This is a genomic window from Paenibacillus sanguinis 2301083 = DSM 16941 (genome assembly GCF_000374825.1).
Taxonomy (GTDB): domain Bacteria; phylum Bacillota; class Bacilli; order Paenibacillales; family Paenibacillaceae; genus Fontibacillus; species Fontibacillus sanguinis.
In genome coordinates this window covers 53,326-78,377 of record NZ_KB895378.1, presented here as the reverse complement: position 1 = coordinate 78,377, position 25,052 = coordinate 53,326, and the positions used below count along the sequence as shown (strand labels likewise).

The 25,052-nt window shown below is 44.8% G+C and carries 25 protein-coding genes and 1 pseudogene; 22 read left to right on the top strand and 4 right to left on the bottom strand.

The annotated features are described in order from the left end of the window. The 16 genes and pseudogenes from C557_RS25370 to C557_RS0106415 all read left to right on the top strand — a co-directional run. Positions 1 to 418, top strand: a 418-nt coding sequence (locus tag C557_RS25370) for a polymorphic toxin-type HINT domain-containing protein (RefSeq protein ID WP_040676513.1), incomplete at its 5' end; no start/stop codon positions are given. Continuing rightward, positions 403 to 663: a DUF3969 family protein gene (locus tag C557_RS25665; RefSeq protein WP_083930090.1), complete on the top strand. Its 261-nt coding sequence runs from the start codon at positions 403 to 405 to the stop codon at positions 661 to 663. The genes C557_RS25370 and C557_RS25665, both read left to right, overlap by 16 nt. A 138-nt stretch (positions 664 to 801) precedes the next feature. Beyond that, positions 802 to 1,209 carry a DUF4279 domain-containing protein gene (locus C557_RS0106490; protein ID WP_018751029.1) on the top strand — a complete coding sequence of 136 codons (408 nt, stop codon included), beginning with the start codon at positions 802 to 804 and terminating at the stop codon, positions 1,207 to 1,209. 68 nt (positions 1,210 to 1,277) lie between these two features. Next, positions 1,278 to 1,442, top strand: a pseudogene (locus C557_RS24410) (RHS repeat-associated core domain-containing protein); the annotation flags it as partial. A 1,285-nt stretch (positions 1,443 to 2,727) separates the two neighbouring features. Continuing rightward, positions 2,728 to 3,024, top strand: a complete 297-nt coding sequence (locus C557_RS23060; RefSeq protein WP_205621595.1) for a type II toxin-antitoxin system HicB family antitoxin — start codon at positions 2,728 to 2,730, stop codon at positions 3,022 to 3,024. Between the two features lie 80 nt (positions 3,025 to 3,104). Further along, positions 3,105 to 4,253 (top strand): winged helix-turn-helix domain-containing protein, encoded by a 1,149-nt coding sequence (locus C557_RS25560; protein WP_018751026.1) that lies wholly within the window; start codon positions 3,105 to 3,107, stop codon positions 4,251 to 4,253. Positions 4,254 to 4,548: 295 nt separating this feature from the next. Further along, positions 4,549 to 5,844 (top strand): MFS transporter, encoded by a 1,296-nt coding sequence (locus C557_RS0106460; protein ID WP_018751025.1) that lies wholly within the window; start codon positions 4,549 to 4,551, stop codon positions 5,842 to 5,844. A gap of 163 nt (positions 5,845 to 6,007) precedes the next feature. After that, positions 6,008 to 7,051: a siderophore ABC transporter substrate-binding protein gene (locus tag C557_RS0106455; protein WP_018751024.1), complete on the top strand. Its 1,044-nt coding sequence runs from the start codon at positions 6,008 to 6,010 to the stop codon at positions 7,049 to 7,051. A 39-nt stretch (positions 7,052 to 7,090) separates the two neighbouring features. After that, positions 7,091 to 8,092, top strand: a complete 1,002-nt coding sequence (locus C557_RS0106450) for an ABC transporter permease (RefSeq protein ID WP_085979052.1) — start codon at positions 7,091 to 7,093, stop codon at positions 8,090 to 8,092. Further along, positions 8,089 to 9,120, top strand: a complete 1,032-nt coding sequence (locus tag C557_RS0106445; protein WP_018751022.1) for an iron chelate uptake ABC transporter family permease subunit — start codon at positions 8,089 to 8,091, stop codon at positions 9,118 to 9,120. Before C557_RS0106450 ends, C557_RS0106445 begins: the two co-directional genes overlap by 4 nt. Next, on the top strand, positions 9,117 to 9,869 hold the full coding sequence (locus tag C557_RS0106440; protein WP_018751021.1) for an iron ABC transporter ATP-binding protein: 753 nt from the start codon (positions 9,117 to 9,119) through the stop codon (positions 9,867 to 9,869). The genes C557_RS0106445 and C557_RS0106440 overlap by 4 nt, the downstream gene beginning before the upstream one ends. A 127-nt stretch (positions 9,870 to 9,996) precedes the next feature. Further along, positions 9,997 to 10,683 carry a response regulator transcription factor gene (locus C557_RS0106435; protein WP_018751020.1) on the top strand — a complete coding sequence of 229 codons (687 nt, stop codon included), beginning with the start codon at positions 9,997 to 9,999 and terminating at the stop codon, positions 10,681 to 10,683. Next, entirely contained in the window at positions 10,670 to 11,659 is a 990-nt protein-coding gene (locus C557_RS0106430; protein ID WP_018751019.1) for a sensor histidine kinase, read from the top strand. The genes C557_RS0106435 and C557_RS0106430 overlap by 14 nt, the downstream gene beginning before the upstream one ends. Positions 11,660 to 11,739: 80 nt before the next feature. Next, complete coding sequence (locus C557_RS0106425; RefSeq protein ID WP_018751018.1) at positions 11,740 to 12,423, top strand: ABC transporter ATP-binding protein; 684 nt, start codon at positions 11,740 to 11,742, stop codon at positions 12,421 to 12,423. Next, positions 12,420 to 15,002, top strand: coding sequence for an ABC transporter permease (locus C557_RS0106420; RefSeq protein ID WP_018751017.1), 2,583 nt, complete (start codon positions 12,420 to 12,422; stop codon positions 15,000 to 15,002). Before C557_RS0106425 ends, C557_RS0106420 begins: the two co-directional genes overlap by 4 nt. A gap of 560 nt (positions 15,003 to 15,562) precedes the next feature. Continuing rightward, a complete protein-coding gene (locus tag C557_RS0106415; RefSeq protein ID WP_018751016.1) occupies positions 15,563 to 17,479 on the top strand; it encodes a sensor histidine kinase in 1,917 nt (638 codons plus the stop codon). 38 nt (positions 17,480 to 17,517) lie between these two features. Here C557_RS0106415 and C557_RS0106410 read toward each other — a convergent pair whose 3' ends face one another. From C557_RS0106410 to ytaF, 3 genes are all read right to left on the bottom strand, one after another. Continuing rightward, on the bottom strand, positions 17,518 to 17,760 hold the full coding sequence (locus tag C557_RS0106410; protein ID WP_018751015.1) for an NHLP leader peptide family RiPP precursor: 243 nt from the start codon (positions 17,758 to 17,760) through the stop codon (positions 17,518 to 17,520). Positions 17,761 to 17,827: 67 nt separating this feature from the next. Beyond that, positions 17,828 to 18,772 carry a hypothetical protein gene (locus tag C557_RS0106405; RefSeq protein WP_018751014.1) on the bottom strand — a complete coding sequence of 315 codons (945 nt, stop codon included), beginning with the start codon at positions 18,770 to 18,772 and terminating at the stop codon, positions 17,828 to 17,830. 83 nt (positions 18,773 to 18,855) lie between these two features. Next, positions 18,856 to 19,467, bottom strand: coding sequence for a sporulation membrane protein YtaF (gene ytaF, locus C557_RS0106400; protein WP_018751013.1), 612 nt, complete (start codon positions 19,465 to 19,467; stop codon positions 18,856 to 18,858). 181 nt (positions 19,468 to 19,648) lie between these two features. Here ytaF and C557_RS0106395 point away from each other — a divergent pair, with 181 nt between their 5' ends. Next, a complete protein-coding gene (locus C557_RS0106395; RefSeq protein WP_018751012.1) occupies positions 19,649 to 19,855 on the top strand; it encodes a twin-arginine translocase TatA/TatE family subunit in 207 nt (68 codons plus the stop codon). A 139-nt stretch (positions 19,856 to 19,994) separates the two neighbouring features. On the opposite strand, the gene C557_RS0106390 is transcribed toward C557_RS0106395, so the two are convergent. Beyond that, entirely contained in the window at positions 19,995 to 20,969 is a 975-nt protein-coding gene (locus tag C557_RS0106390; protein ID WP_018751011.1) for an MraY family glycosyltransferase, read from the bottom strand. Positions 20,970 to 21,342: 373 nt separating this feature from the next. Between C557_RS0106390 and C557_RS0106385 the strand changes: the two genes are divergently transcribed. The 5 genes from C557_RS0106385 (at position 21,343) to C557_RS0106365 (ending at position 24,999) form a co-directional block, all read left to right on the top strand. After that, positions 21,343 to 21,732, top strand: a complete 390-nt coding sequence (locus C557_RS0106385; RefSeq protein WP_018751010.1) for a DivIVA domain-containing protein — start codon at positions 21,343 to 21,345, stop codon at positions 21,730 to 21,732. A 330-nt stretch (positions 21,733 to 22,062) separates the two neighbouring features. Further along, positions 22,063 to 22,527 (top strand): Dps family protein, encoded by a 465-nt coding sequence (locus C557_RS0106380; RefSeq protein ID WP_018751009.1) that lies wholly within the window; start codon positions 22,063 to 22,065, stop codon positions 22,525 to 22,527. A 227-nt stretch (positions 22,528 to 22,754) separates the two neighbouring features. Then, positions 22,755 to 23,546, top strand: a complete 792-nt coding sequence (locus C557_RS0106375) for an amino acid ABC transporter substrate-binding protein (protein WP_018751008.1) — start codon at positions 22,755 to 22,757, stop codon at positions 23,544 to 23,546. 32 nt (positions 23,547 to 23,578) lie between these two features. Further along, the gene (locus C557_RS0106370) at positions 23,579 to 24,250 is read left to right on the top strand and encodes an amino acid ABC transporter permease (RefSeq protein WP_018751007.1); all 672 of its coding nucleotides are present in this window, start codon (positions 23,579 to 23,581) and stop codon (positions 24,248 to 24,250) included. A gap of 14 nt (positions 24,251 to 24,264) precedes the next feature. Then, positions 24,265 to 24,999: an amino acid ABC transporter ATP-binding protein gene (locus tag C557_RS0106365; RefSeq protein WP_018751006.1), complete on the top strand. Its 735-nt coding sequence runs from the start codon at positions 24,265 to 24,267 to the stop codon at positions 24,997 to 24,999. Positions 25,000 to 25,052: the final 53 nt, after the last annotated feature.

The following is a 25,052-nucleotide window of genomic DNA, read 5'->3' as shown; positions in this document are numbered from 1 at the left end:
GTTGGATGGCAAGGGATGGACGTTCGTAAAAGACCTGAGAGTTGGAGACTTGCTTGTTTCGAGTGATGGTTCTAAACTTGCAATAGATAAGGTTGAGAAAGAGCCAAGACAAGCAACGGTTTATAACTTTGAGGTTGCGGACTTTAATTCTTACTTTGTTTCTAACCTTGGGGTATGGGTTCATAACTGTGCATTGCAAAATGTATACAAATCAATTAAAGATTCACCTCTATATCCACAAGGATTCTCAGGTGCTAAAAACGGAACTGTGAAAAATAAAGTGAACAATGGAGAATTGCTAGAGGAATTACGGGCAATAGAATCTGGAACGTGGAATAAGATTTACAAGGATGGTGTGGATGCAAACGGTAAAAAAATCTCTATCCATTACTTCCAAAGTCAATTGAAGGGGCAATAACATTTGAAGATGCATATGCGTATCTTTACCGTCCTTATGTAGCACAACTTCTGGGACAAAATAATGCGAATAAGGAAACAATCGAATTGTTTGAAGGGTGCTGTATGTTGGAAGATATACGAGATATAGCTCCCGAAAAGCTACAAAATGCACTTAAACTAAAAAAGAAAGAAACATTAGATGTACTTAAATCCTTGCCTAGTACAGAAAAGTCGATGTATTGGCTCAACAAATTTGACGAATGATTCAAAGACCTGGGGCGGCAATCCTCAAGGTCTTCTTTGTATCAGAAACCCCCCAGTTCGACTGGGGGGTTCAGGAAAGCTTATAGCTATGAGTAAAAATCCCTTGACCTATATGATAAAAAGAGAGGGGCAAATTTTTTGAATATAAAGGGAAGCTGTACACTCGGAATTGTTAACAGTAATCTAACTAAAGGCGAAATTAGTTCTAGTTTAAATTTGTTACCCACAACTACCATAGAGAAGGGGCAAATGATTAGTGAAACACTGAAAAAAAAATCTGATGCTAGCCGGTGGTTATATAAGGAGCCTATACAGGAAGGAGAGCAAGTATCCAAAACATTGTCTCGATTATTAAATCGAATAGATGCTAGGGGAATTCACAATGTTATAAAACATTGTGAAGATTGCTTTATCGGAGTTTACATTAATTCTGAGTATGGTCAAATTGGGTTTGAACTTCCTAGTGAAACTATCATTTTATTGAGCAAATTAGGAATTCGCCTAGATATTCATATACTTTCATTCGGTATGGTTGACGACAACTAATTTAGATATTCGTTTTCTATAAACGAGCAAAAATGGATACGGAGGGGCAACCCGGAAATGGAGGAAGAGACACCACCGACCTGCAATACCTGCGCACCCGCTGGTACGACCCGAATGCTGGTAGATTCGTCTCCAAGGACCCGTATGAGGGGAGTATCGATAATCCGCTGAGCTTGAATCGGTATTCGTATGTGGTAAATAATCCACTTAAGTATGTGGATCCGAGTGGGAATAGACATGAAGCAGGAGCAGGATTTTGATCGAGTCCAGATATAACAACGCTAACGTTAGGAGAATTTAGAAAACAAAATCCTAATTTTAAGTTTGTAGATTACGAAGAGACGTTCTATGAGGCACAGCAATACTATTCACTATGGTACAATGGCTCCAAGGCGTTCCAAAGATTGGATCAGGCTTCTTTGAGCCATAGCTCCTATGTTGTGTTTAATTTGCAAAGTATGCGAGAGAAAGGTCAAGACTTATCCAAACTTACCATAGGAGATTTAGATAAAATTAGTTTTGATCTATCGAGTGTTGGATTTAAGGTGAACTCAGCTATTATATTTGTTTACGGCGGGACAACTTTGTATAAGGCAAATTCGACAAAAAACATATTGGTCTTGATTCATCTAAAACTATGACAGCTACCGAGTTGAGGAATTATGCAAAATCACAAGGTTGGACAAAAATTCAAACAGCTAATGGCCCTGAAAAATAGCTTGATGGAAATGGCATTGCTAGAATCTGGCGAACACATACCTATAAAGTTTAAGTAAAGGACAGGTGAATATAAAAGGCCTTTAGGAAATGATAAAAGTCGGGACATATTATATTCGATTTTTATGAAAAAACTCATAAATAGAGGGATGATATGACTAATTATTTGGATGTAGAGTTTATCAAGAACTGGATGAATAAAACTGAAGCAGAAAATAAAGCAGTTGATTTTTTTGGAAAGTCATTCAATTGTACAGAGAAGAGGAACCGGAAGAGTTTGAGGATAATTTTCCCAATTTCGGTTCTTTTGACTTAGAAGTAAGTATTCAAGCAGTTTCAGTTACCTTTGGTAACTACCCAGATTTTAACCATAACCATATAGTAATTACAATTCCTATTTAGGTACAAAAAAAAGAATGTAGGTATTCATAAAATTTTATTTAATTTTGATGGCATCATTGAAGATGATTATTTCATCATTGACTAATGCAGATGGACTAATTTGAATGAAAAAAGTCGGTGACGAGTAGTAAAATCTACATATCTATTTGGAGGATTGACTGGAAAGAAAAATTCAAATCCCACCATATTCAAGAGATAATGATCTCGAAATTGTTTGGGAGGACAACTTTATTATTCAAGCAAATAATAATGTAAATTCAATAGTGATTAAAGCAAATAAGGAAGGGCGTGAATAATTCCTTGATTGACCTCGTGTCATTCAAGGTTTTTCTTTAGCGTTTATTTATATCTCTCACGTAAACTTATAAATCTAGGAGGAAATAATGCAGCTTAGATATTATGCAATTTTCAACTTTGCTGAGGATGGAATTAATTTCACTTTTCCAGTTTTACCTGGATGTATGTATAACATGTGGATGTACAATAGAAGAAGCAATGAAAATGGCAAAAGAAGCTCTGAAACTTTATTTTGATGATGTAACTCAAGATAATATTCCAAATGGAACAGAGATAGATTCCACAACACTTAAGCTCTCTGAAAAAGTATTATTTAGTAGAAGTAGAGGTGAGACATGGAGACAATTGAAAATAAAATTATTTTGCTACTTAAGGAACCAAAATTCAAGAGGGAGGTAATCAAAGATGGCGATTTATAACCTATAACTATGAATGAAAATGAGACATGAAACTGTCCATTGGAAAGAAGGATTGCCTGGATGAAACTGAAATTAAACGCAAGTGAATATACAGTAAGTGCAGAAGGCAAAACGATAGAGCTGCTGCCTAAGGAGTTCGCTCTATTACAATTTCTATACCGCAACAATGGTCGTACATTCAGCCGGGAACAGCTGCTGGATAAAGTGTGGCCACTGGAATATCCAGTAGAGCGGACGGTAGATGACCATATATACAGGCTGCGCAAGAAGCTCAATCCTTTTGTAGCTCTGGAGATTAAGACCGTCCGTGGATTCGGCTATAGTCTGGCCGTACAGAATCCAGGTGAAGCGAACCCCACCAGCCGGGACCCGGAACTGCATGAGACTATGCGGGGATTATTCGGAATATACCACCAATATGGTCAGGGCCGTTCGATGCTGACGCTGGCAGGACAACAGGATGTGCTTGGATATGAACTGGACCCGTTCTATTCCGTCTATGTCCGTTTTATACAGGGAGACATAGAATGGCTGCTGAATACGGACGATGTTCCGCTCAACGAACGCTTATATTGGCTGGTGTTGTTTTATGCTTTTACGGGGAACCCCAAGCAGAGGCTGGCATTCTGTGAGCAAGTGCTTGAGAAGAAATTATTGCCTCCTGCGCAGCATAGAGAGATGGAGATTCTCAACATACTTGATTTGTATACGCTGGCGGGAGAACCGCATAAAGCACTGGAACGCTTGAAGCTGAGTCATACCGTGATCATCGAACCAGATTATGAGAATTTCATCCCGCTAACGGCCATTACGGAGATGTTTGTCCACCTGGTTGCAGGAGCGGAGGATCACGAACTGGAGAATATGGCGGAGGCTATTGAAGTTGGGATTTTGTCCACCAAGCCTTTTCTACGTGAGATCGGCGGTTACAAGGTGGTCAAGGGATTGTGGGGGTTACGGCGTCAGGCATGGAGTGAAGCAGAGGATTTGCTGGACGAGGGACTCCAGGTGATAGACAGGTCCGGTTTCGTGCCGATAAAGCTGTATGCCCTGTATCGAATTATTCATTACTGTGGCATGTTTCCCGCAAAAAGAGCATTGCAGCAGAAATACACCGATATTTTTGATAAAGAGCAAGAGCGAATTGGCTTGAAAAAAATGTTAGGCTTGCTGGAAGCTACGATGGTGAACGCTCTTAATTCCTTCTGATCATCCTCTGATATTTCGTTGCTAAAGTAATATCGTACCTTATAGAGGTTGTTCAAAAAGTCATCTTTCCAGGACGAAGCTGTTCGAGGAGTAGATTCGGCGTCGAATCTTGAATTCACCCGGGACCAGCATATGCTTCCGTAGTATGTTTCCTTCAGAAACATTTCAGTTGCTCACGTACCCACTACGTACGCTGCGCTACTCAGTCCCTAGCTTCATCCAACCTTCTCGGTCCTGTAAATCCGACTTTTTGAACTCGCACTTATAGATGTTACTGTGATTCGGAGGAATGATTATGATGGGCTCAAAACAAGCAGGAGCAAGCCTGCTTCGTAACAAAGTATTCATGCGAGTATATACCGCTTTTGCCGCAGCAACCTTTGGCGACTGGTTCGACATGTTGGCTATTCAGGTGCTTGTGGGTTATCGCTGGCAGGCCAGCCCACTGATGCTGGCTCTGATTCCGGTCGCCAATGCATTGCCCAGTATCCTGCTTGGCTCCATTGCTGGTGTTGCTGCCGACCGGCTGAACAAGCTGCAACTGATGCGTATTTGTGATCTGCTTACGGCAGTCCTGACCTTGCTGGTATTGTTGGCTCCAAATATGTTATGGCTGTTTCCTCTGCTTATGGTTCGGGCGGCTATCTCTACGTTAAATTTGCCCGCACAGCAATCGTTGACACGCAGCATAGTCAGAGAGGATCAGTTGATTCAGGCCACCTCACTCAACGGAATCGTGAACCAGGGCTCCAAAATTGCGGGCCCTTTATTAGGCGGATTTGTCTTGTCACTCCTGTCGCCGCAGTGGTGCATTTTGCTGTGTGCCTGCTTCAGAGTGGTTTCTTATCTGCTGCTGCTGACCGTCAAGAATCCAGAGATGGCAGATGGCAGGAGAGCGATGGAGGGGGAGAATCGGTCTGTGTCTTCGCCTGAGCAGCGAGTTCCGGTAGGGACCATGTGGAAAGAAGGGTGGAGCTTTATCCTGCACAGCCGACTGCTATTGATTACTATGTTGTTCGGGTTAATCGGGACTCTGGCAATCCAGATGATCGACTTTCAGTTTACCAGCCTTTTCCGGACGATTGCGCCGAATCAGGAATCTTTGCTCGGCTGGATGGCGGCGGCATCGGGGGCAGGAGCTATCCTCATTATTGTGGCGATGAATAAAACGAACCGATCTAGTGGTTATGACTGGAAGTTTGGCGTCGGTTATACGTTGATTGGTGTATCCGTTGGAGGGCTGGGATTGCTTCCCGCCGGGATTTCCGTGTTGCCTGTAATAATACTAGGATTCGTGCTAGGCATCGGGAACGGCATGTTCGTGGTTACATTTAACTATTGTTTGCAAAAAGAAACACCTCCGCATATGATCGGTCGTGTGTTTGGAATTCAGAACACCGTCTTAGGGATGGTTATGGTTGGAGCGCCCCTGCTTGGAGGACTTCTTGTACAAGCTGCAGGTCCCGCGCGGGTCTTCCTGAATTTCGGCATAGTGATTGCCATGATCGGCCTGCTGGGTATAATGTTTGGAAAAATACTCTGGCCTGTGCCAAAAGTAGTTGACAGCGCTAGCTCTCTGGAGCAGGTATAGGGAGACTTACTCCTACTCAAATTCACGATTCCCCCGATATTTTCCCTTAAAAGTCTTGATTTTCATATCATTAACAGATATACTAACCGACAGAGCGCTCTATTGAAAATGATTATCATTACCGTTACAAGAGAACAATATATTCTGGGGAGGATATGTAAATATGAAGAGGTCTTTTTCTTTAAAATTGATTATGATGATGGCTCTGCTGGTGTTAGTGCTGGCAGCATGCTCGAATACAAATAAAGAAGCTAATCAAGCGGCACAGCCTGCTAATACTAATGCCAGTGATGCTGGTACTGAAGCGGTAGCGACGCCGGCTACGGTCGAAATTACGGATGCTCATGGCACGGTTACGGTTCCTGTGAATCCTAAAAATGTTGTTGCACTGGATAGCAGGACCTTTGAGACTCTGGCTAGCTGGGACGTAAAATTAGCTGCCGCTCCAAAGGATGTTATGCCTGCAGATTCGCCGTACGTCAAGGATGAATCTGTTCAAAATATCGGTAATCATCGTGAACCCAATCTGGAATTGATCGCGGCTGCAGAGCCGGAGCTTGTCATTATTGGGCAAAGATTTGGTAACTTCTATGAAGATGTGAAGAAGCTTGTGCCTAATGCGGCGGTTATTGATTTGAATTTTGATGTTTCCGAGAAGGCTGCTGCACCGGGTGAGAACCTGGTTAATGGATTCAAGGATTCTACGATTAACCTGGGGAAAATTTTTGATAAAAACAAAGAAGCTGAGCAACTGGTAGCCGATTTTGATCAAGCTTTGGAAAAGGCGAAATCTGCCTACAATGGCACGGATAAAGTGATGAGTGTTATCGTTTCTGGCGGAAATATCGGATTCGCTGCTCCTCACTCCGGACGTGTTTGGGGACCGTTATATGATATTTTTGGATGGGCTCCGGCGTTAGAAGTAGAAGGTGCGACTGCAGATCACCAGGGGGATGAGGTATCGGTGGAAGCCATCGCACAAAGCAATCCTGATTGGTTGTTCGTACTGGATCGTGATGCTTCCATCTCTTCAGAGACCGAAGCCGTGCCAGCCGAGGATGTTATTGATAATGCACCTGCCCTTAAGAACACCACTGCGGTAACGGAAGGCCGGATTGTGTATGCGCCAAAAGACACCTATACCAATGAATCCATTGAGACTTTTATAGAGTTGTTTGAAAGCCTTTCTGACGCCTTAGCTAAGTAAAGGAGTATAACCAAAGTGTCGAACGATGCTATACAGCCTATGACTGGGGTTGAGAATTCTCAACCCCAACGTCATAACCGTAACAAGATATGGACAACACCTTTTATATTAGCGGTTCTAGCTGTTCTCTTGCTGGGCATCTTATCCCTGTTTACCGGGGTCTATGATATTCGGGGGCAAGAGGATGGAATGGAAATGTTCTTCATCACTCGTGTACCAAGAACCATTGCATTGATGCTCACGGGGGCGGCCATGTCGATGGCTGGGCTTGTGATGCAGTTGATTACCCAGAACCGTCTAGTTGAGCCTACCACCACGGGAACGATTGAATGGTCGGGTTTGGGACTGCTTGCGGTTTATTTATTTTTTCCTGCACCATCCTTAGTCTTGAGAATGACAGGCGCAATCATTTTTTCTTTTGTGGGAACGATGATTTTTTTTGCTTTTCTAAGAAGAGTTAAGCTTCGTTCATCCCTGATTGTCCCCATCATTGGGCTGATGCTGGGTGCTGTCATTTCTGCATTTTCGACCTTCGTTGGGCTGGTCTTCCAGGCAAGTCAGAGTATTGAGAACTGGTTTGTAGGGTCCTTTGCGCCGATCCAGGCAGGAAGATATGAATACTTGTGGCTCATTGTTATCATTACGGTTTTTGTCTTCTTTTATGCCAATAAATTGACCTTAGCCGGACTTGGAGAGGATGTGGCTACAAGCCTTGGGGTGAATTACAATCGAATCGTTCTCTTTGGCACATGTCTGATTTCTTTAGCGGTGGGCATTGTAGCGGCGGTGATTGGGAACTTGCCGTTTCTGGGATTAATTGTTCCCAATATTGTGTCCATGTTTAGAGGCGATGATCTTAGAAGTAATCTGCCCTGGGTATGTTTGCTCGGGATGGGGGCCATTACGATTTGCGATATTATTTCCAGAACCATCATTATGCCCTTTGAATTGCCAGTCTCTTTGATCCTTGGGACCGTGGGGGCCGTCGTATTCATTGCTATTTTGCTGAGGCAAAGGAGGTCAAAGGGGAGACTAAGATGAGCGAATTAGTAGTAGGTAGCAATAAACAGAGATCAGCCAGAGCTTTTCGCACGAAAAAAGAAGAACGACGTTACTGGATACTGCTGGCCGGGCTACTTGCCCTGGGCGCGCTAGCTTCATATGGACTCCTGGTGTACAACAATCCGGTACCCGTAACTTCTCCTTCTTTTATCCCCGTTGTGACAAGAAGGGTGGTAGCTCTTACCGCTATGCTGATTGCCGTAGTATGCCAGGGCTTGTCCACCGTTGCTTTCCAGTCCATTACGAATAACCGGATTATTACTCCATCGCTGTTAGGCTTTGAAGCCATTTACTCTACCATTCATACCAGTACTATTTTTTTCTTCGGTACTGCTGCTCTTGTGAACTTCAGCGGTTTAGAATCCTTTGCCATCCAGGTAGCCGCTATGGTCTTGATGTGCTTGATCCTGTATGGGTGGCTGCTGTCCGGGAAATACGGGAATTTACAACTCATGCTATTGGTGGGCATCATCCTTGGGACAGGGCTAAGATCGATATCGTCCTTTATGAGAAGGTTGCTGGCGCCATCTGAATTTGATATTTTGCAGGCCAGATTGTTTGCTTCCGTCAATCATGCAGATGCGGCTTATTTTCCATTTGTTATCCCGGCAGTTATTATTGTGGCGATCCTGCTGTTTGCGAACTCCAGAAGATTAAATGTATTATCCTTGGGCCAGGATGTGTCTACTACCCTGGGGGGCAATCCCAGAATGAACGTGATTTATACGCTTATTCTGGTTTCGGTGTTGATGGCTATTTCCACCGCTTTGGTGGGTCCACTCACCTTTTTTGGGTTTCTGGTCGCTACCTTAAGCTATCAAGCCGTTCCAACCTATGATCATCGATACCTATTTCCAATGTCCCTTGCTATAGGCTTCTTAATTTTAACGGGTGCCTACTTTATTATGTATCATGTCTTCAATGCTCAAGGTGTGGTATCGATTATTATTGAAATGTTTGGCGGAATCACCTTTTTAATTGTGATACTAAGGAAGGGTGCCTTATGATACAGATCAATCATGTGAGAAAGAAATATGCGGATGGTGTGGAGATAGGACCACTGAATATAGAAATACCCAAGGCGGGTCTGACTTCCTTGATCGGACCCAATGGGGCAGGCAAGTCTACCACTTTATTAATGATCGGAAGATTGTTGAACCTGGATGAAGGGCAAATTCATGTGGCGAATATGGATGTTTCATCATCCAAATCACGCGATTTGGCCAAAATTCTGACGATCCTGAGACAAGAAAATCATTTTGTAACGAGACTTACGGTCAGACAGCTTGCCGGATTTGGGCGGTTTCCGTATTCCCAAGGCAGACTGACCCAAGAAGATGAGGCTATTATTTCTAAGTACATTGATTTCTTGCAATTAACCGATCTGGAGAATAGATATCTGGATGAGCTTTCCGGGGGTCAAAGGCAAAGAGCGTATGTAGCCATGGTGTTATGCCAGGAGACGGAGTATGTACTTCTCGACGAGCCTCTGAACAATCTGGATGTGGCTCGCTCCGTTCTAATGATGGAGCACTTAAGGCGTGCTGCCAGTGAATTTGGCAGAACCATTTTGGCTGTAATGCATGATATTAATTTTGCGGCCAAGTATTCGGATCGAATCTGCGCTATGAAAAAGGGACGTATTGCCGCCTTTGGAACGGTGGAAGAGGTCATGCAGCCTGAAATTCTGACCGATATCTTTGAGACAAAAATAGAAATTTTTGCTGGTCCTTATGGGCCAATAGCGATTTATTAGTATTTGCCAGAGCTACGAACCCCACCTTCTTCTAAGGCTGCTAAAGCGCAAGCCAAACGTTGAGGGTTCTTTGTTTTTCAGTTGGCTTGTGATACCGTGGTTAATGAAGGAAACGGAGGTCTCACTAATGCCAAGCATATTTTTGGTTGAGGACGATATGGCAATCGCTAAAAACCTGACTTTGTTGCTCCGTTCGGAGGAATTTACAGTCATACACGCCCCTACGCGGAGGGAGGCTTTTGCCGCGCTTGACGGGAATAAGTTTGACCTGGCATTGATTGATATTTCTTTGCCTGACGGCAATGGTTTTACAATTTGCACAGAAATCAAAGCAAAAGGGGATGTCCCGGTTATTTTCCTGACGGCTTCGGGGGATGAGTCGAGTGTGGTTACCGGGCTGAACATGGGGGCAGACGATTATATCACCAAGCCTTTTCGTCCACGAGAATTACTTGCCCGGATTAGAACCGCTTTGCGAAAAAGCGGGCATTTCGGGTCGGTCCTTCAAATCGGCGAGCTTCAGGTAGATACGGGGAGCGGTGTGGTGAGAAAAAACGGCAGCGAGGTGTTTCTATCGGCTTTAGAATACCGTTTGCTGCTAGTGTTCATGAACAACCCCAAAAGTATAATTACCAGAGACAGACTGCTTGACGAATTATGGGATGCTGCAGGCGAGTTTGTTAATGATAATACATTGACTGTTTACATAAAACGCTTACGGGGAAAAATCGAAAATGACCCGGCTAGCCCGCAAATTATTCTCACCGTTCGGGGGACAGGATATAGATTAGGGGGACAATATGCTGCGGAATAAAGAGTTCAGACAGTTTGCTATCCTGTTCTCCCTCATGGCCACCCTCACTATAATATGGGGATTTGCAATCAATACAGCAGCGGGCAGCCTTGCCATTTTTACCGCCGCTGTCTTTGGCATGGCGTTCTTCACGTTTACCCGTGCCCGGTACAAGAGCATTGCGCAAATATCCAATCAAATTGACCGTGTGCTGCATCATGATGATCTCCTATATGTTGGTGAATCGGAAGAGGGTGAGCTTTCTATTCTCCATAGTGAGATTACTAAAATGACGTTGCGCATACGGGAGCAAAACGAAGCTCTGAAAAAGGAAAAGCAACATTTGGCTGATTCGCTGGCCGATATAGCTCACCAGCTCCGAACCCCGCTGACATCTGCGAATCTCACCTTGTCTTTGCTAGCAAGCAGCCGGGATGAGAACGAACGGAAAGCATTCATAAGGCAAACGGAGGAATTACTGGTAAGGATGGATTGGCTGATTACTTCCCTACTCAAATTGTCCCGGCTGGACGCGGGAATTGTTGTGTTCCAAAGCGACCGGATCGAGGTGCGCGAGCTGATCTCTGCCGCGGTTCGTCCGTTTGTCATTCCGTTGGAGCTCCATAATATTGATTTGCACATTCAATCACCGAAGGGATTAACGATTCAGGGGGATTCACAATGGCTTTCCGAAGCCATACAAAATATTCTCAAAAACGGCATAGAAAGTGCAGGCGAAAACGGGAAGATTGAAATTACTTGTGTGGACAACCCTCTGTATACCGAAATTGTCATCCATGACAGTGGTTCGGGTTTTGAGAAAGAAGACTTGCCCTGCTTGTTTGACAGGTTTTATCGAGGGGGAAATCGGAAGGCTGCGGGCTATGGAATTGGACTTTCACTCTGCAAAATGATTATAACAAGACAGGGAGGGACGATAACTGCCAATAATCATCCGCAGGGCGGTGCCAAATTTGTCCTTCGTTTCCCCAAGTGACGAATCTCTCACTTGAAAGTCACGAAGATGTAAGTCCAGAGTTCTATTATATGGGTAAACCATAAAAGGAGACTCACATCATGGATTTTTTAAAAATTGAAAATCTTTGCAAGGTTTATGGCAAGGGCGAGAATCAAGTTACTGCGTTGGACCACGTTTCGCTTACCATCGAGAAGGGAGAGTTTACCGCACTTGTTGGCTCCTCCGGCTCCGGTAAATCAACATTGCTTCATATCATCGGTGGTGTGGACATGCCGACAAGTGGCAAGGTGTATTTGAACGGGCAGGATGTATATGCGCAGAGCCATGAGAAACTAGCCATCTTCCGCAGACGGCAGGTGGGGCTGATCTACCAGTTTCACAACCTGATTCCTACACTGAATGTAGTGGAGAACATGACCTTGCCTATTCTGTTGGACAAACGCAAGGTTAACGGGGAGCGATTAAATGAGCTGCTTGCGATGATTGGGCTAAAGGACCGGAGAACGCATTTACCCAACCAGCTTTCAGGCGGCCAACAGCAGCGTGTTTCCATAGGAAGGGCTTTAATGAATGCTCCGGCGGTCATGCTGGCCGATGAGCCTACAGGCAGCCTGGACAGCCGAAATGGACATGAAATTATCAAGCTGTTGAAAGAGAGTAATAAAAAATACGGGCAGACCCTGATCCTGGTCACCCATGATGAAAATATCGCCCTGCAGGCAGACCGGATTATCGGCATCTCAGACGGCAAGGTTGTGAGAGACGAGACGATGCGGCCATGAACATTTTAAACAAAGTCACCCTGCAAAGCATGAAAAAGAGTCGTATCCGGACGATTGTCACGGTGATCGGGGTTATATTGTCTACCGCCATGATTACGGCAGTCGTTACCTTTGGTGTTTCCTTAATGAACTATATGGCTAACGGAGCAGCTCAGAAATATGGGAATTGGCACGTCGGTTTTTTTAATGTATCCCCGGCTTTTGTACAGGAACGAATTCATGACGATGGAGTTGCAAATACGGCAACATTTGAGAATATCGGGTACGCCAAGCTGGACGGAGGGGACAATCCACAAAAGCCGTATCTTTTTGTAGCCGGGTACAGCGAGGAGACCTTTAAGGCTTTACCGATCTTCCTCATTTCCGGAAGGCTGCCAGAAAACAGTAAGGAAATTGTTGTTCCGGGGAGTGCTGCTGCCAGCGGCGGCGTTGATCTTAAGGTGGGCCAAGAGCTCACGCTTGAGGTTGGAAGCCGCATGGACGGAAATAAAAATTTAGGTCAGCAAGATCCTTATCAATCCGGCAAAGAAGACTTTGTGCCAAAGGACGAGAAGACTTATACGATTGTTGGCATCTCCCAAAGCCCCAGCTTTGAGGAAGCCTCTACGCCAGGGTATACCTTGATTACAGCGGCAGATGACGCAGATGCGGCTGATGACCTCAGTTTGTTTGTCACGCTGAACAACCCGCGCCAGGTTCACGCATATGCAAGCAGCATAGCTGAAAGCCAGCCTTATATTTTGAACGATAATGTGCTGCGCTTTCTGGGTGCTTCAAACGATAACGTGTTCAACCTGCTTCTTTACTCGGTTGGAGGCATTGTGATCGCCATTATTATGACAGGATCGATTTTTTTAATTTATAACGCATTTAACATCTCTATGAATGAACGCACGCGTCAGTTCGGGATTCTCTCATCGGTAGGAGCCACATCAAGACAACTGCGAAACTCGGTGTTGTTTGAGGGCTTTTGTATTGGTGCAGTTGGTATACCGATTGGCGTAATCGTTGGCATAGGCTGCATAGGGCTTGTGATTTCGATGGTAGCGAGGAATTTTGGGCGCATTGCGTACACCGGTGTATCCTTAACCTTGACGGTATCCATCTCCGCGATTGTTCTTGCGGCGTTGGTCAGTATGGTCACAATTTTGATTTCGGCCTATATCCCCGCTAGAAAGGCAGCAAATACCCCCGTGATGGAGAGTATTAGTCAGACAAACGAGGTCAAGGTTGAAGCCAAAGCGGTGAGAACCTCTACATGGGTACAACGTATTTATGGTCTGGAAGGGATGCTGGCGCTAAAAAATTTCAGAAGGAATAAGAAACGCTATCGGAGCATTGTGCTGTCCCTTGTTTTAAGCATCGTGTTGTTTATATCGACCCATGCTTTTGTAACGGATTTGAGACAGGCATCGGAGCAGGCGGCTATGTTTACTACCTATGATATTGCCATTGCTACAAAGGATATGGACGATGATGAAATGTTGGCGCTGTATGACAAGCTAAAAACCACCAAAGGGGTATACGAGAGCTCATATCAAGCGCTGATGACGTATTCTTTAGCAGCAAGAGCAAGCGATCTTTCAGATGATTACCGGGAGTATGCGGGTTTGCGTTCGTCCAATGAAGCAGTTGACTTATCTATGAAAATCCAGTTTCTGGATGATGCCACCTACCTGAATATTCTTAACACCGTGGGACTGCCTGCCAAAGAATATACCGGGCAAAATGCAAAACTAATCGCTGTTGCTCAAATGCAAGACGACAGTAATCAGCCGCAGTCATCTGACTCCGTTAATAATATGTTTACGGTTTCCTCCCTGAACGCTAACGTCTCTCCTGCAACCGATGGCGGGCCAAAAAGGGAACAGGGCCAAACGGTCAGCATTACATTTGTAGAGACTGTGCCGCCGGATACTCTGCCAATTGTAGAAGAATATGAGCCCAAGCCGTATTTCTTCACTGCGATGGCTCCTTATTCACTCAAACAGAGGTTTGAAACGCCTGATGCTCATGAAGATATCAAGGGCTTGACTTTTCGTTCAAAGAATCCGACACAAACGGTGGCCGAAATGGAGCCGATGATTCAGGGGGCGGGAATTAAGCCAGCCGAGTACAACCTGTACAATATGTATAAAATGCTGGATGAGAATCGAAATATTATATTTATTGTTCATGTGTTCGCCTACACCTTTATCATCATGATTTCACTGATTGCGATGGCCAATGTATTCAATACGATTTCTACCAATATCAAGCTGCGTCGACGGGAGCTTGCCATGCTTCGCTCGGTGGGGATGTCTGAGCGGGGATTTCAGAAGATGATGAATTTCGAGTGTGTTTTTTACGGTATGAGGGCGCTGTTGTTTGGGCTACCGCTAGCTGCGATCTCGTCTTGGCTGATTCACAAAGGAATGGTGGCTGGCGGGGCGGATCATATTCAATTTGCTTTCCCTTGGGGAAGTATGACTATCAGCGTGTTCAGCGTGCTCTTTGTAGTCTTCACTTCAATGCTATATGCCACTAGAAAAATAAAGAAGGAAAATATTATTGACGCGCTTCGGGATGATGTAACCTGATGCTTCAAACCTCGATTGGCTTTATGCCTGTCGAGGTTTTTTCTATATCGTAAAAAGTGTTGAATTTAACTATAGAACGGCTCCTCAATCCCTAAACGGTGCACGAAAGCCAGCCATTGTTTTGTCCGACCCTCTCTTCAGCAAAATTTGCAACAAATAAAGGATGCTCTTTTTCCAATACTGTACCTCGTTCAATATATGGATATACCCGCCCTGATAAAATCTTTCGTTCTTGAGTGAGGGGATGCGGTCATTCTATGTGCCAGCTTCCGTACAGGCAATCCCGTCAGCAAGAGGACGTTATCTTGGAGCAGCAACAATAAGCATTTTTTCCAAAAGATTCATAGATAAATCACGTTAGAAACGGTAAAATAGCTTTGTTGCTAAAAGGTTAAAATATTATCGTATTTTCCATATAATTGAAGGTTTTCGTGCAGTCATATCGAATGGTACATGTTGGAAGTTTTTTTGTGTGCTACATGACTGTTTTGTTCACCACGGTATGGCTTCCTGAAGGGAGAATTATAGTGGTTTTCTCATCTTGATCGCAGAGGTGCTGTATGAAGGGTTTGACTAAGGGGATTATTACTGTTTTCGTGTTGCTGCTAGCGTTTATTTTTGTCTACTTGTTTCTAGGCTCAGAGGATGCCAAATCAGGTGCAATTCAAGTAGACCATTGGCAAATCACTTGGACGGAGAATTTTGACCCCAATATCAGTGTGGAGCAACTTGAGCAGATAACTGAATGGACTGACGTTAGGGCAGATGGAGAAATCCCACAAAAGTCAAGCCCAGGGATGTCTCAATGGATTAGATTTCAGCTTCCAAAGCTAACTAATAATACTCAAGTAATGTTTATAGAAAAAATAAATGCGAAGCATATTGTAGTTAATTTAGATGGGGATCAAGTTTATGAATCACAGCGAGAGTTTAATTATGGTATCAATTACGTCGTAGTTCCCATTGCTGAGCAAAACTCAGAACAAACCGTTTATATCGGTGTATCTTCAGCAATACATAAAATTGGCCTTTTTGCTCCCGTTAAAATCGGGGACTATCAAGGGTTAATGAAGAAATTCATAAGAAATAACATACCCGATTTAGTATTGGGCAGTACTCTGATCTTTATGGCAGTGATTATGCTTATTTGTTCTATTTTCTTAAAGTATGTCAATATTAAGATGTGGTTTTCGCTTTGTGGTGTTAGTTTCTCAAGCGGATTGTTGGTGCTTACCTACACAGCCTTTGTATTTTGGCTATTTGACTATAATACAGCAGATAGATTATTAATGGTGTTATTTGATGTCGCCTTGTTTTCATTGCTTCCTTCGCTTATTTATTTCTTTGAACAGATATTTGGTTCAGGTTATAAAGGCCTAATTAGAAGAGCGAGACAAGTCTCAGTTGTATATTCTTTAATTTGCTTTCTCATGTTAATCTTGAACCAAATATCTCCCAATATATTTTATAATCTATATTCGATAATTACAGTACAAATCATGGGAGTAATTATGATTGCTCAATTTATTGTTCTGGCGACTAATATAGCTATTAATGTTATTAAAGGGAATAAAGAAGCGTTTATTTTATTGACGGGGTTTTTAATTTTTGCACTATTCTGTATTGGCGAACTAATCGGATTTTACTATAGTAACGGATACTATACTCTATTTTTATGGAAATTGGGAGTTATATGTTTTCTGGGAGCATTAATTATTATTCTGAGTCGAAGGTTTGTTGCCAACCATGAGCAAGTGGTTGCATATTCAAAACAATTAGAGCTGTTTAATAATGAACTGCAACGCTCTGAGAAGATGGAGATCATTAGTGAATTAGCTGCCTCTGTTGCACATGAAGTTCGTAATCCACTACAGGTAACGCGTGGTTTTCTGCAGTTGCTTGTCGAGAAGCAGCAAAGCTCTGATAAGGTGTTTCTAAATATGGCATTAGAGGAGTTGGATCGTGCTTCAGCTATCATTACGGATTTCTTAACCTTTGCCAAACCAGAGGGAGGGAAGGTGACTGAACTGAACATCCTCGCCGAATTTGTACACATCGAAGGAATACTCATTCCTCTTGCTAATTTGCAAGGGGGCAAAATTACGGTCCAAATTCCAAACAATCTTTATGTGCGAGGGAATTCCTCCAAATTTAAGCAGGCGTTTATAAATATTATCAAGAACAGTATCGAAGCATTAAATGGAGAGGGCGAAATACAAATCTGGAGCTATGAAGAGGATGGCAATGTAGTTATACACATTAAAGATGATGGAGAAGGCATGGACGAAGAGGTGCTAGCAAGGTTAGGAGAACCTTACTTTTCCAATAAAACGAAGGGGACAGGTCTAGGGTTAATGGTAACGTTTCGCATCATAGAGGTGATGAACGGGGAAATTTGCTTTACTAGTAAAAAGGGAACAGGGACGGAAGCAGTTATCCGATTCCCCACTGCAAGTCAGGAGGAAACAACTGGATAATCTTTCTTCTATCCCTGCCGTTAGACTCATTGCGGAAATTAATGCCACACTGCGAGTGGTTTTGTCTCACTCTTTACTACATTTTCCGGATTCGGTGGGAGCACGACATAAAATTCATCCGCACTTTCTTCTACCGTTTTTACTTTAATATGATCCGGCAGAGTCACACCTAATGCTTCTTGGATAGCAGCCTTCGGGTTGGCAAGCAGCTTTGCTTTGAAGCTAGGATCTTGCCATGCTTTTTCAACAACTTGTGATTGAAAGAGAGCTCCTGATGTCATAAGATCACCCTTTCCTAAGGAATAGTTATAATTTCCCTGTTATCATATCACGAAATTCGACAAAGCGCTAGAAATGAGTTTCATTTTTCGTCAACCAGTACGCCAATCCGCCTTGGGTCAACAAATTTCGCTCTTTTTGCAGGCTTTGGGCCCCGTCCTTCAGACTTCGCTTCAGATATTCATGGAAAGCCTGCAAATGGGGCAGTTCGTCGGCCGTTTTGGCTAAGATTGCTGTATTATGATCCGTCTGAATGGCGTATGTAAACAAGATGTCGCGAACATATAATGCATGCTTGATCTCCTCCGGTGTTGGCCTGCGGTCCGAGGGGATTTGCAGTTCTCGCTGCACGACCGAGATTAGCGCATTGTAGCTGCCTTCCTGAAGATCCTTCTCCCAATCCTCCCAATCGTCCAGCATTTGCAAGGTCATCAGTACGGTATCGACCGCCGACTCGAAGTCGGCAATCCGTTCCTCTCGTCCGGTTAGCAGCAGTGCTCCAGCTACGGTTAGCTTGACCGGTGCTGCCTTGTTAGCTATGCCCACAGGATTAGTCTGAAAGAAATCATTTTCATTCTCGAAAGCAACAGCCTGGGCCCACTCGGACATATATTTACGGTAATAATTCCAAAATGAGGAGCAGGGTGGATAGTCTGTCGTGTAAATCCGCCAAAATTCGAGCTGAATCAAGTTGGCCAGCGGTAATTTACGTTTATTTTCCTTCGTCTCAGGCTCGTCCATAACTTCATCGACAAGATGGTAATACATCATCACGAAAATCATGGCCACAGTCAGACGCCTGCTGTCTTCTGTCTGGGTACCTGCGGCTTCCTGGAGCCAGAAGGGCAGGAGATAACAGATGTAGTTCTGTGATCCAGGGCGCTTGCTAGGGTTAAATCTATCAAGGTATTTAAGCGCCTGGCTGCGAAATTCTTCAGGAAATTCAGACAGGATCTCCTCGGCCTGGTTGAAAGCCAACTCTAAATCTTCTTTATAATTTGTGAACCATTTCACTAAAAAGACCTCCCTTGATCAGTCTCCTACTTATTATAGCAGGACTCCTTTCCCTGAGAAAGGAGTCCTAATTGGGATGGGTTCTATAACATTTGACGGATACCGATAAAGATAAGTAGCAAGCCGGAGATTACCGTAGCCTGATTGCCTAGCTTCTCAGCAGCAAATCTTTGTCCGAACCCTGCGCATAGCGCAAGCAAGAGATAGCTGAATACTCCAACAGCCAAGGAGGTATATCCGATGCTGAGCCGGGTGATCCCTGCATTGAAGCCGCCAGCCAGGGCATTCATGGCTAAGGCAATGCCCAGAATGATGGATTCACCCAGACTCAATGTCTTGGAGCTGTCCTTATCGGCTTCCTCGGGATTGCGGAGCAGCCTGGTAAGCGGATTGGTCTCGTTCTCGGCGGGGACAGCTTTCTTTTCCAGGAAAGGTTGGAGAAGTACCCATATCCCTACACCTACAATTACAATGGTTCCCAGCAATCGGCCTACCCAGGGGTGAATCCACCAGGAGATCCAACTGCCGAAGATTCCCGACATCAGAGTGGCCAGAAAAGAAATGATGGCAATGGCCAGATTGGAGTACCATGGAATGTGGATTTTTCGCACCCCATAAGCAAGACCGACACCTGCATTATCCAGGTTGGACGCGAGTCCAATGGCAATGATAGCCCATAGGCTGTAAGCGCTCATGATGTTCGCTCCTTTACGTTACGTGATGACACAGCATATGCCTAGACGGTGGCTTTGGTTTCTATGACAAGCAAGTAGCTTGGAAAGAACACGATAAGGGAATCGAAAAAAAGAAAGGGTTTCCATTAAATGAAAAAAAGTAGTATAATGACCACAAAGATATGCCCGAGGAGTGATAAATGTGATTGAAAATTTGTTGCGCCCGTCCCATTTGTTACTGGTAGTGATTGCAGCATTGCTATTGTTTGGCCCCAGTAAGCTCCCCGAACTTGGGCGCAGCTTAGGCACAATGATGAAGGAGTTCAAGAAAGGCATGCGTGGAGAGACAACTGATGAGGAGAAGCCGAAGGAGATTCAGGCGGCGGTGGACACCAACAAACCTTCTTGATGAAATACAGCGGTAAATTTGCAGCCCCCTTGGCTTGTGCCAGGGGGGCTGCAAATATTTGTAGAGGATACTGTGTTATTTCAATGAATGTAATATGCTCATTGCTCAAGATACCGTGTCGTAACCTTCTGCCTGAGTGTTATACCTGCAATAAGAGCAGTATGATGGAGGACAGTCCCAGGCAGGTGCTGATCAGATACAAGAACATCACGACCTGCTTCTGATTCAGGCCAGCTCGCAGTAGTCGGTAATGGACCTGGCTGGCATCGGCGACATAAGGCGATTTGCCTTGCAGCATCCGCTTGATGACGACAAAGATATTGTCGAAGATCGGCACGCCCAGGGCCAGCACCGGAATAAAGAGCGACAGCACAGTCGCTTGCTTGAAGGCCCCATCCAGGGCAATCACGGCGAGCATAAAGCCCAGGAAGGTAGCCCCGGCATCCCCCATAAACACCTTGGCTGGCGCCTTGTTGTATCGCAGGTAGGCCAGCGTAACCCCAATGAGGGCGATAGACAACATAGCCGAATTGGATTGTCCTTTGGCTATAGCAACGACGAATAAAGTCATTGCAGAGATAGTCGATAGACCTCCCGCCAAGCCGTCCAGCCCGTCAGAGAAATTGATAACCGTAGTCACGCCGAAGATCCAGAGAATTGTCAGAATGAATTGGAGCCAGGTCGGAAGCAAGACGTAGTCGCCGCTGAACGGATTGACGAATCCACTAAAGGTAATCCCCGAAGCATAGACCAGAATAGCCGCGGACACCTGAACAATCAGCTTGGGCAGTGCGGGGAAATCTTTCCCCTTTGTCTTATACCAGTCATCTACCGTGCCAATGGCCAGAAGCAGTACGCCACCAGCAAACAGAGCGCCGGTCTCCCAAGAGAAATTCCGCGTAAACAAGAGATAGGACACGAAGAAGCCGATAAAGATGGCGTAGCTCGCTGTCAGCGGAATAGGCTGGCGATGCAGCTTGCGTTCCACATCCTCGCGTGGCTTGTCCACGAAATCCAGACGGAAAGCCAGTCGCCCCAATGGAGGGATCAGGAAGTAAACAATCAGAAACGATACCAGGAAAGTTAATACGTATAGAATTTTGCTCACCACCAAATGTTAGACTCAACTAATGCATATTATAGAAAGAAATTCGGACATTGTCGAATGCTTGTTTCACAGTGACATTGGAACAGGTGATTCCGGGGTCTGAAATGTGTTACATTATAAGAGTGCGAGTTCAAAAAGTCGGGTTTACAGGACCAAGAAGGTTGAATGAAGCTAGGGACTGAGTAGCGGAGCGTACGTAGTGGGTACGTGAACAACGGAAGTTCCGGGTGAATTCAAGATTCGATGTCGAATTTACTCCTCGAACACCTTCGTCCTGGGAAGGCGACTGTTTGAACAACCTCTAAAAGAGTGCGAGTTCATGACTTTTTGAACTACCTCTATAAAGGATTAAACGTTGAGCAAGTACGGAGGGATTGTAATGCAAGATGAGTATACACGCAAACTGGAGGATCAAAAAAGCTTGTTTCGCCAGTTAGGAGTCAAGCTGGATGCGCTCTCGATCCATGAGAAGGATTTTGATGCGAAAATGAGAGGTTATGATAAGGAAGAGGTTGACCGTTTTCTGGATGACATTATTGTTGACTATGAACGCTTTTATGATATTATCACCGACTTACTGGATAAATATAAGGAAATCCAGCGCCGTCAGGCCTACTGGGAGGAAGAGAAGAAGACGCTTGCTGCCGCTCGCAAGCCACAAGTGGATACCGAGCATGCGGTGGACCGTCGCCTGGTAGAAGAGGGCATCCGTCAAATGGAGCGCAGTCTGGAGCAATTCAAGCTGCATCTGCGTAATGAGCAACGTTAATGGCATGCAGCCCGAACCGGACGATGACGGTTCGGGCTATTTTTTTAAGATTATAGAGTTTATAAGTTTTCAGCGGAGCTGAACAATTCTATAATCGCAAGAAAAACTACCGCTTAACGTGGCCTGGCTTCAAAGACAGTACATCAATAGATATTTTCCTTATAAAATCATCAACTCTTCACGGGATGTTCATGGTTGAAAGCTTGCAACCTGTCTATTCAGGTGATATGATAATAACAAGATTTAGATTTAGTCTAAATTTAATAAAAAAGCACAGCAGATAGACTAACTATCTATTTAAAATTATTTGTTGAAACGGAGGAATTACAAATGGCAAATCAAACAACAACTCAAGTGGATCAAGTATTACAGCAACAGCTCAATTTGCAAATTGCGAACTGGACGGTGTTGTACACCAAGCTGCACAATTTCCATTGGTTCGTCAAAGGCCCTAACTTCTTCACGCTGCATGAGAAATTTGAAGCACTTTACGATGAAGCGGCCACCTATATCGATGATATTGCTGAACGCTTGCTGACTATTGGTGGTACTCCGGTAGCCACTTTGCGTGAATCTCTGGCTTTATCCAGCATTGAGGAAGCTAGCGGCAAGGAGACTGCGGAAGAAATGGTAGCGGCGGTGATTAGCGACTTCGAGAAGCTGGGACAAGAATTGAAGGATGGCATGGAAGCTGCAGCTAATGCCGAGGATGAAGCGACTGGCGATTTGTTGCTAGGCGTCATCTCTTCCCTGGAGAAGCACCGCTGGATGCTGAACGCCTATCTTGGCAAATAAGGATCGGACTCGCCGATCTGTAATGAGCTGATACACTTGTCATACTTTACAAATTCTGATTAAAAGCGGGGCATCCATCATGAGATGCCCCGCTTTTTTTAGATGTTAGAATTTATTAATATACTACAAGATATTAAGTTGACTAATCTTATAGGAATATATATAATTAATCACATTGAACTGATAAACATGTATTTTTGTAAAGAACTTCAACAGGGGGAAATAAGATGGAGAGAAAATTATTGTTTACGATGATTTTTTTGTTGTTGGTTGGTTTGCTTGCCACCGCTTGCTCCAATTCCGGTGCCACAGGAACGGACGGGAAGAAAGTGTTAAGGGTAGGAGCCACCGGGCAGTCTTATCCCAATAGCTATAAAGAAGGGGACAAACTGGTTGGCTTCGATGTGGAGGTTATTGAGAAGGTTGCAGAGAACCTGGGATATTCTGTGGAGTGGACCAATTCGGACTTCAGCGGCTTAACCGGACAACTTGAGACGGGTAAAATCGATACGATCGCCAATGTGGTGGCGGTGACGGAGGAACGGAAGGCCAAGTACGATTTTACAATACCGTATTCCTACGCGGGAGTAACGATTGTGACGCATCAAGACAATACAAATATTAATACTTTGGAGGATCTGAAGGGCCACACGGTAGCGGGCGTCTTCGGTTCGCAAAATGTGAAGAATCTGGAGAAGTTTGATACGAATAGCGAGATAAAGGTCCGGACGTATGAAAATCGCGACGGGGCACAAAATGACGTACTGAACAAGCGGGTAGAAGGCTATGTGAACTCTAAATCCTCCTTGCTGGCGGAAATCCAGAAGCAAGGTCTGCCGCTCAAGTTCGTGGGCGATCCGTTCCATTATGAGGATGTTGCCTTTCCGTTTATGAAGAAAGGGAAGGCTGCACTGATTGAAGAGATCAACGGAGAGCTTCAAAAATTACGCGAGGACGGCACGCTCAAGCAGATTTCCGAGAAATATTTCAAAGAAGACATTACGGTAAAACCGGAATAATAGCCCGGTGAGGGGGAAGCAGGCGATTCGATATGAATTTTGATCCTTCTTATATCCTTGTAGCCATGGCAGGTGCCATGAGATACATTCCCATAGCTCTATTCATGGCCGTTCTGGCTATGCTTATCTCTGTAGTGGTTGGACTTGTGCTGGCATTTATGCGGAACAGCTCCAGCCGGGGACTGAGATCGGCAGCGAGTCTATACATCTCGTTCTTCCGTTCCATTCCGATGCTTGTGCAACTATTTTTACTCTATTATGGTTTGCCGCAGTTATTTCCTTTTTTTACAAAAATGGATGCGATCACCGCAACGATTATTGGTCTAGGCATCAAGCAAGCGGCATTCCTGGCGGAAATCTTCCGCGCCGCTCTGCTGTCGGTGGATAAAGGGCAGATGGAGGCTTGTCTGACCGGAGGCATGACCAAGGTGCAGGCATATCGGCGCATCATCTTGCCTCAGGCGGCGCGTAATGCTCTGCCGGGTACGGGCAATACCTTTATTTCGTTGCTTAAAGAAACCTCGCTGGCGTTCACACTGGGCGTCGTAGAGATCTTTGCCGAAGCCAAGATGCAAGCAGCTGAATCTGCCCGTTTCTTTGAGGCTTATCTGGCTGTGGCCCTGATTTATTGGGCAATGATTATTGTCTATAGTTACTTGCAACAATTACTGGAAAGATATTTGGATCGCCCATACCGGACGTAAAGGTTGGATGGTAAATGATAAGTGTCACGAATTTGACCAAGAGCTTCAATGGGCTGGAGGTCCTGAGAGGCATTGACCTGGACATCAAGGATGGTGAGGTGCTCTCGATTATTGGCCCCTCGGGGTCGGGCAAATCGACGCTGATTCGTTGCTTGAACTTCCTGGAAAAACCCGATAGCGGGATCATAGAGGTAGGTAAGGTCAAGCTGGATGTAGGAAGCTGTAATCGCAAAGAGATTCAGCACCTGCGGGCGCAAACGGCCATGGTCTTCCAGAATTACAATCTGTACAAGAACAAGACCGCGTTGCAAAACGTGACCGAATCTTTAGTTGTCGTCAAAAAAATGGCGAAAAAGGAAGCGAACGAGCTGGGGATGGAGCTTCTTAGACAGGTAGGGCTAGAGAGCAAGAAGGATAACTATCCTGCTACCCTGTCGGGGGGACAGCAACAGCGCGTCAGTATTGCCCGGGCATTGGCCCTGCGTCCTCATGCCATTTTGTTTGATGAGCCAACTTCTTCTCTGGACCCCGAACTGGTAGCTGAGGTGCTTCAGGTCATCAAGTCCATCGCCGAGATGGACACCACGATGATTATCGTCACACATGAGCTGGGCTTTGCCCGTGAGGTGTCCGATCAAATTGTGTTCGTGGAAGGTGGACACATTGTGGAGCAGGGAACGCCGGACTTATTCTTCAATCATCCGCAGAAGGAACGCACCAAGCAGTTTATTAAGAACTTTCAGAAATAAAAAAGGTGTGCCGCTGCTTTCCTGAGTTACAGGAAGCCGTGGCACACCTTTTT

Bases quoted from the DNA above. Each gene is read 5' to 3' on its own strand.
- C557_RS23060 (WP_205621595.1), top strand. From the start codon at position 2,728: ATGCAATTTTCAACTTTGCTGAGGATGGAATTAATTTCACTTTTCCAG.
- C557_RS25560 (WP_018751026.1), top strand. From the start codon at position 3,105: ATGAAACTGAAATTAAACGCAAGTGAATATACAGTAAGTGCAGAAGGC.
- C557_RS0106460 (WP_018751025.1), top strand. From the start codon at position 4,549: ATGATGGGCTCAAAACAAGCAGGAGCAAGCCTGCTTCGTAACAAAGTA.
- C557_RS0106455 (WP_018751024.1), top strand. From the start codon at position 6,008: ATGAAGAGGTCTTTTTCTTTAAAATTGATTATGATGATGGCTCTGCTG.
- C557_RS0106450 (WP_085979052.1), top strand. From the start codon at position 7,091: ATGACTGGGGTTGAGAATTCTCAACCCCAACGTCATAACCGTAACAAG.
- C557_RS0106445 (WP_018751022.1), top strand. From the start codon at position 8,089: ATGAGCGAATTAGTAGTAGGTAGCAATAAACAGAGATCAGCCAGAGCT.
- C557_RS0106440 (WP_018751021.1), top strand. From the start codon at position 9,117: ATGATACAGATCAATCATGTGAGAAAGAAATATGCGGATGGTGTGGAG.
- C557_RS0106435 (WP_018751020.1), top strand. From the start codon at position 9,997: ATGCCAAGCATATTTTTGGTTGAGGACGATATGGCAATCGCTAAAAAC.
- C557_RS0106430 (WP_018751019.1), top strand. From the start codon at position 10,670: ATGCTGCGGAATAAAGAGTTCAGACAGTTTGCTATCCTGTTCTCCCTC.
- C557_RS0106425 (WP_018751018.1), top strand. From the start codon at position 11,740: ATGGATTTTTTAAAAATTGAAAATCTTTGCAAGGTTTATGGCAAGGGC.
- C557_RS0106420 (WP_018751017.1), top strand. From the start codon at position 12,420: ATGAACATTTTAAACAAAGTCACCCTGCAAAGCATGAAAAAGAGTCGT.
- C557_RS0106415 (WP_018751016.1), top strand. From the start codon at position 15,563: ATGAAGGGTTTGACTAAGGGGATTATTACTGTTTTCGTGTTGCTGCTA.
- C557_RS0106410 (WP_018751015.1), bottom strand. From the start codon at position 17,760: ATGACATCAGGAGCTCTCTTTCAATCACAAGTTGTTGAAAAAGCATGG.
- ytaF (WP_018751013.1), bottom strand. From the start codon at position 19,467: ATGAGCGCTTACAGCCTATGGGCTATCATTGCCATTGGACTCGCGTCC.
- C557_RS0106385 (WP_018751010.1), top strand. From the start codon at position 21,343: ATGCAAGATGAGTATACACGCAAACTGGAGGATCAAAAAAGCTTGTTT.
- C557_RS0106380 (WP_018751009.1), top strand. From the start codon at position 22,063: ATGGCAAATCAAACAACAACTCAAGTGGATCAAGTATTACAGCAACAG.
- C557_RS0106375 (WP_018751008.1), top strand. From the start codon at position 22,755: ATGGAGAGAAAATTATTGTTTACGATGATTTTTTTGTTGTTGGTTGGT.
- C557_RS0106370 (WP_018751007.1), top strand. From the start codon at position 23,579: ATGAATTTTGATCCTTCTTATATCCTTGTAGCCATGGCAGGTGCCATG.
- C557_RS0106365 (WP_018751006.1), top strand. From the start codon at position 24,265: ATGATAAGTGTCACGAATTTGACCAAGAGCTTCAATGGGCTGGAGGTC.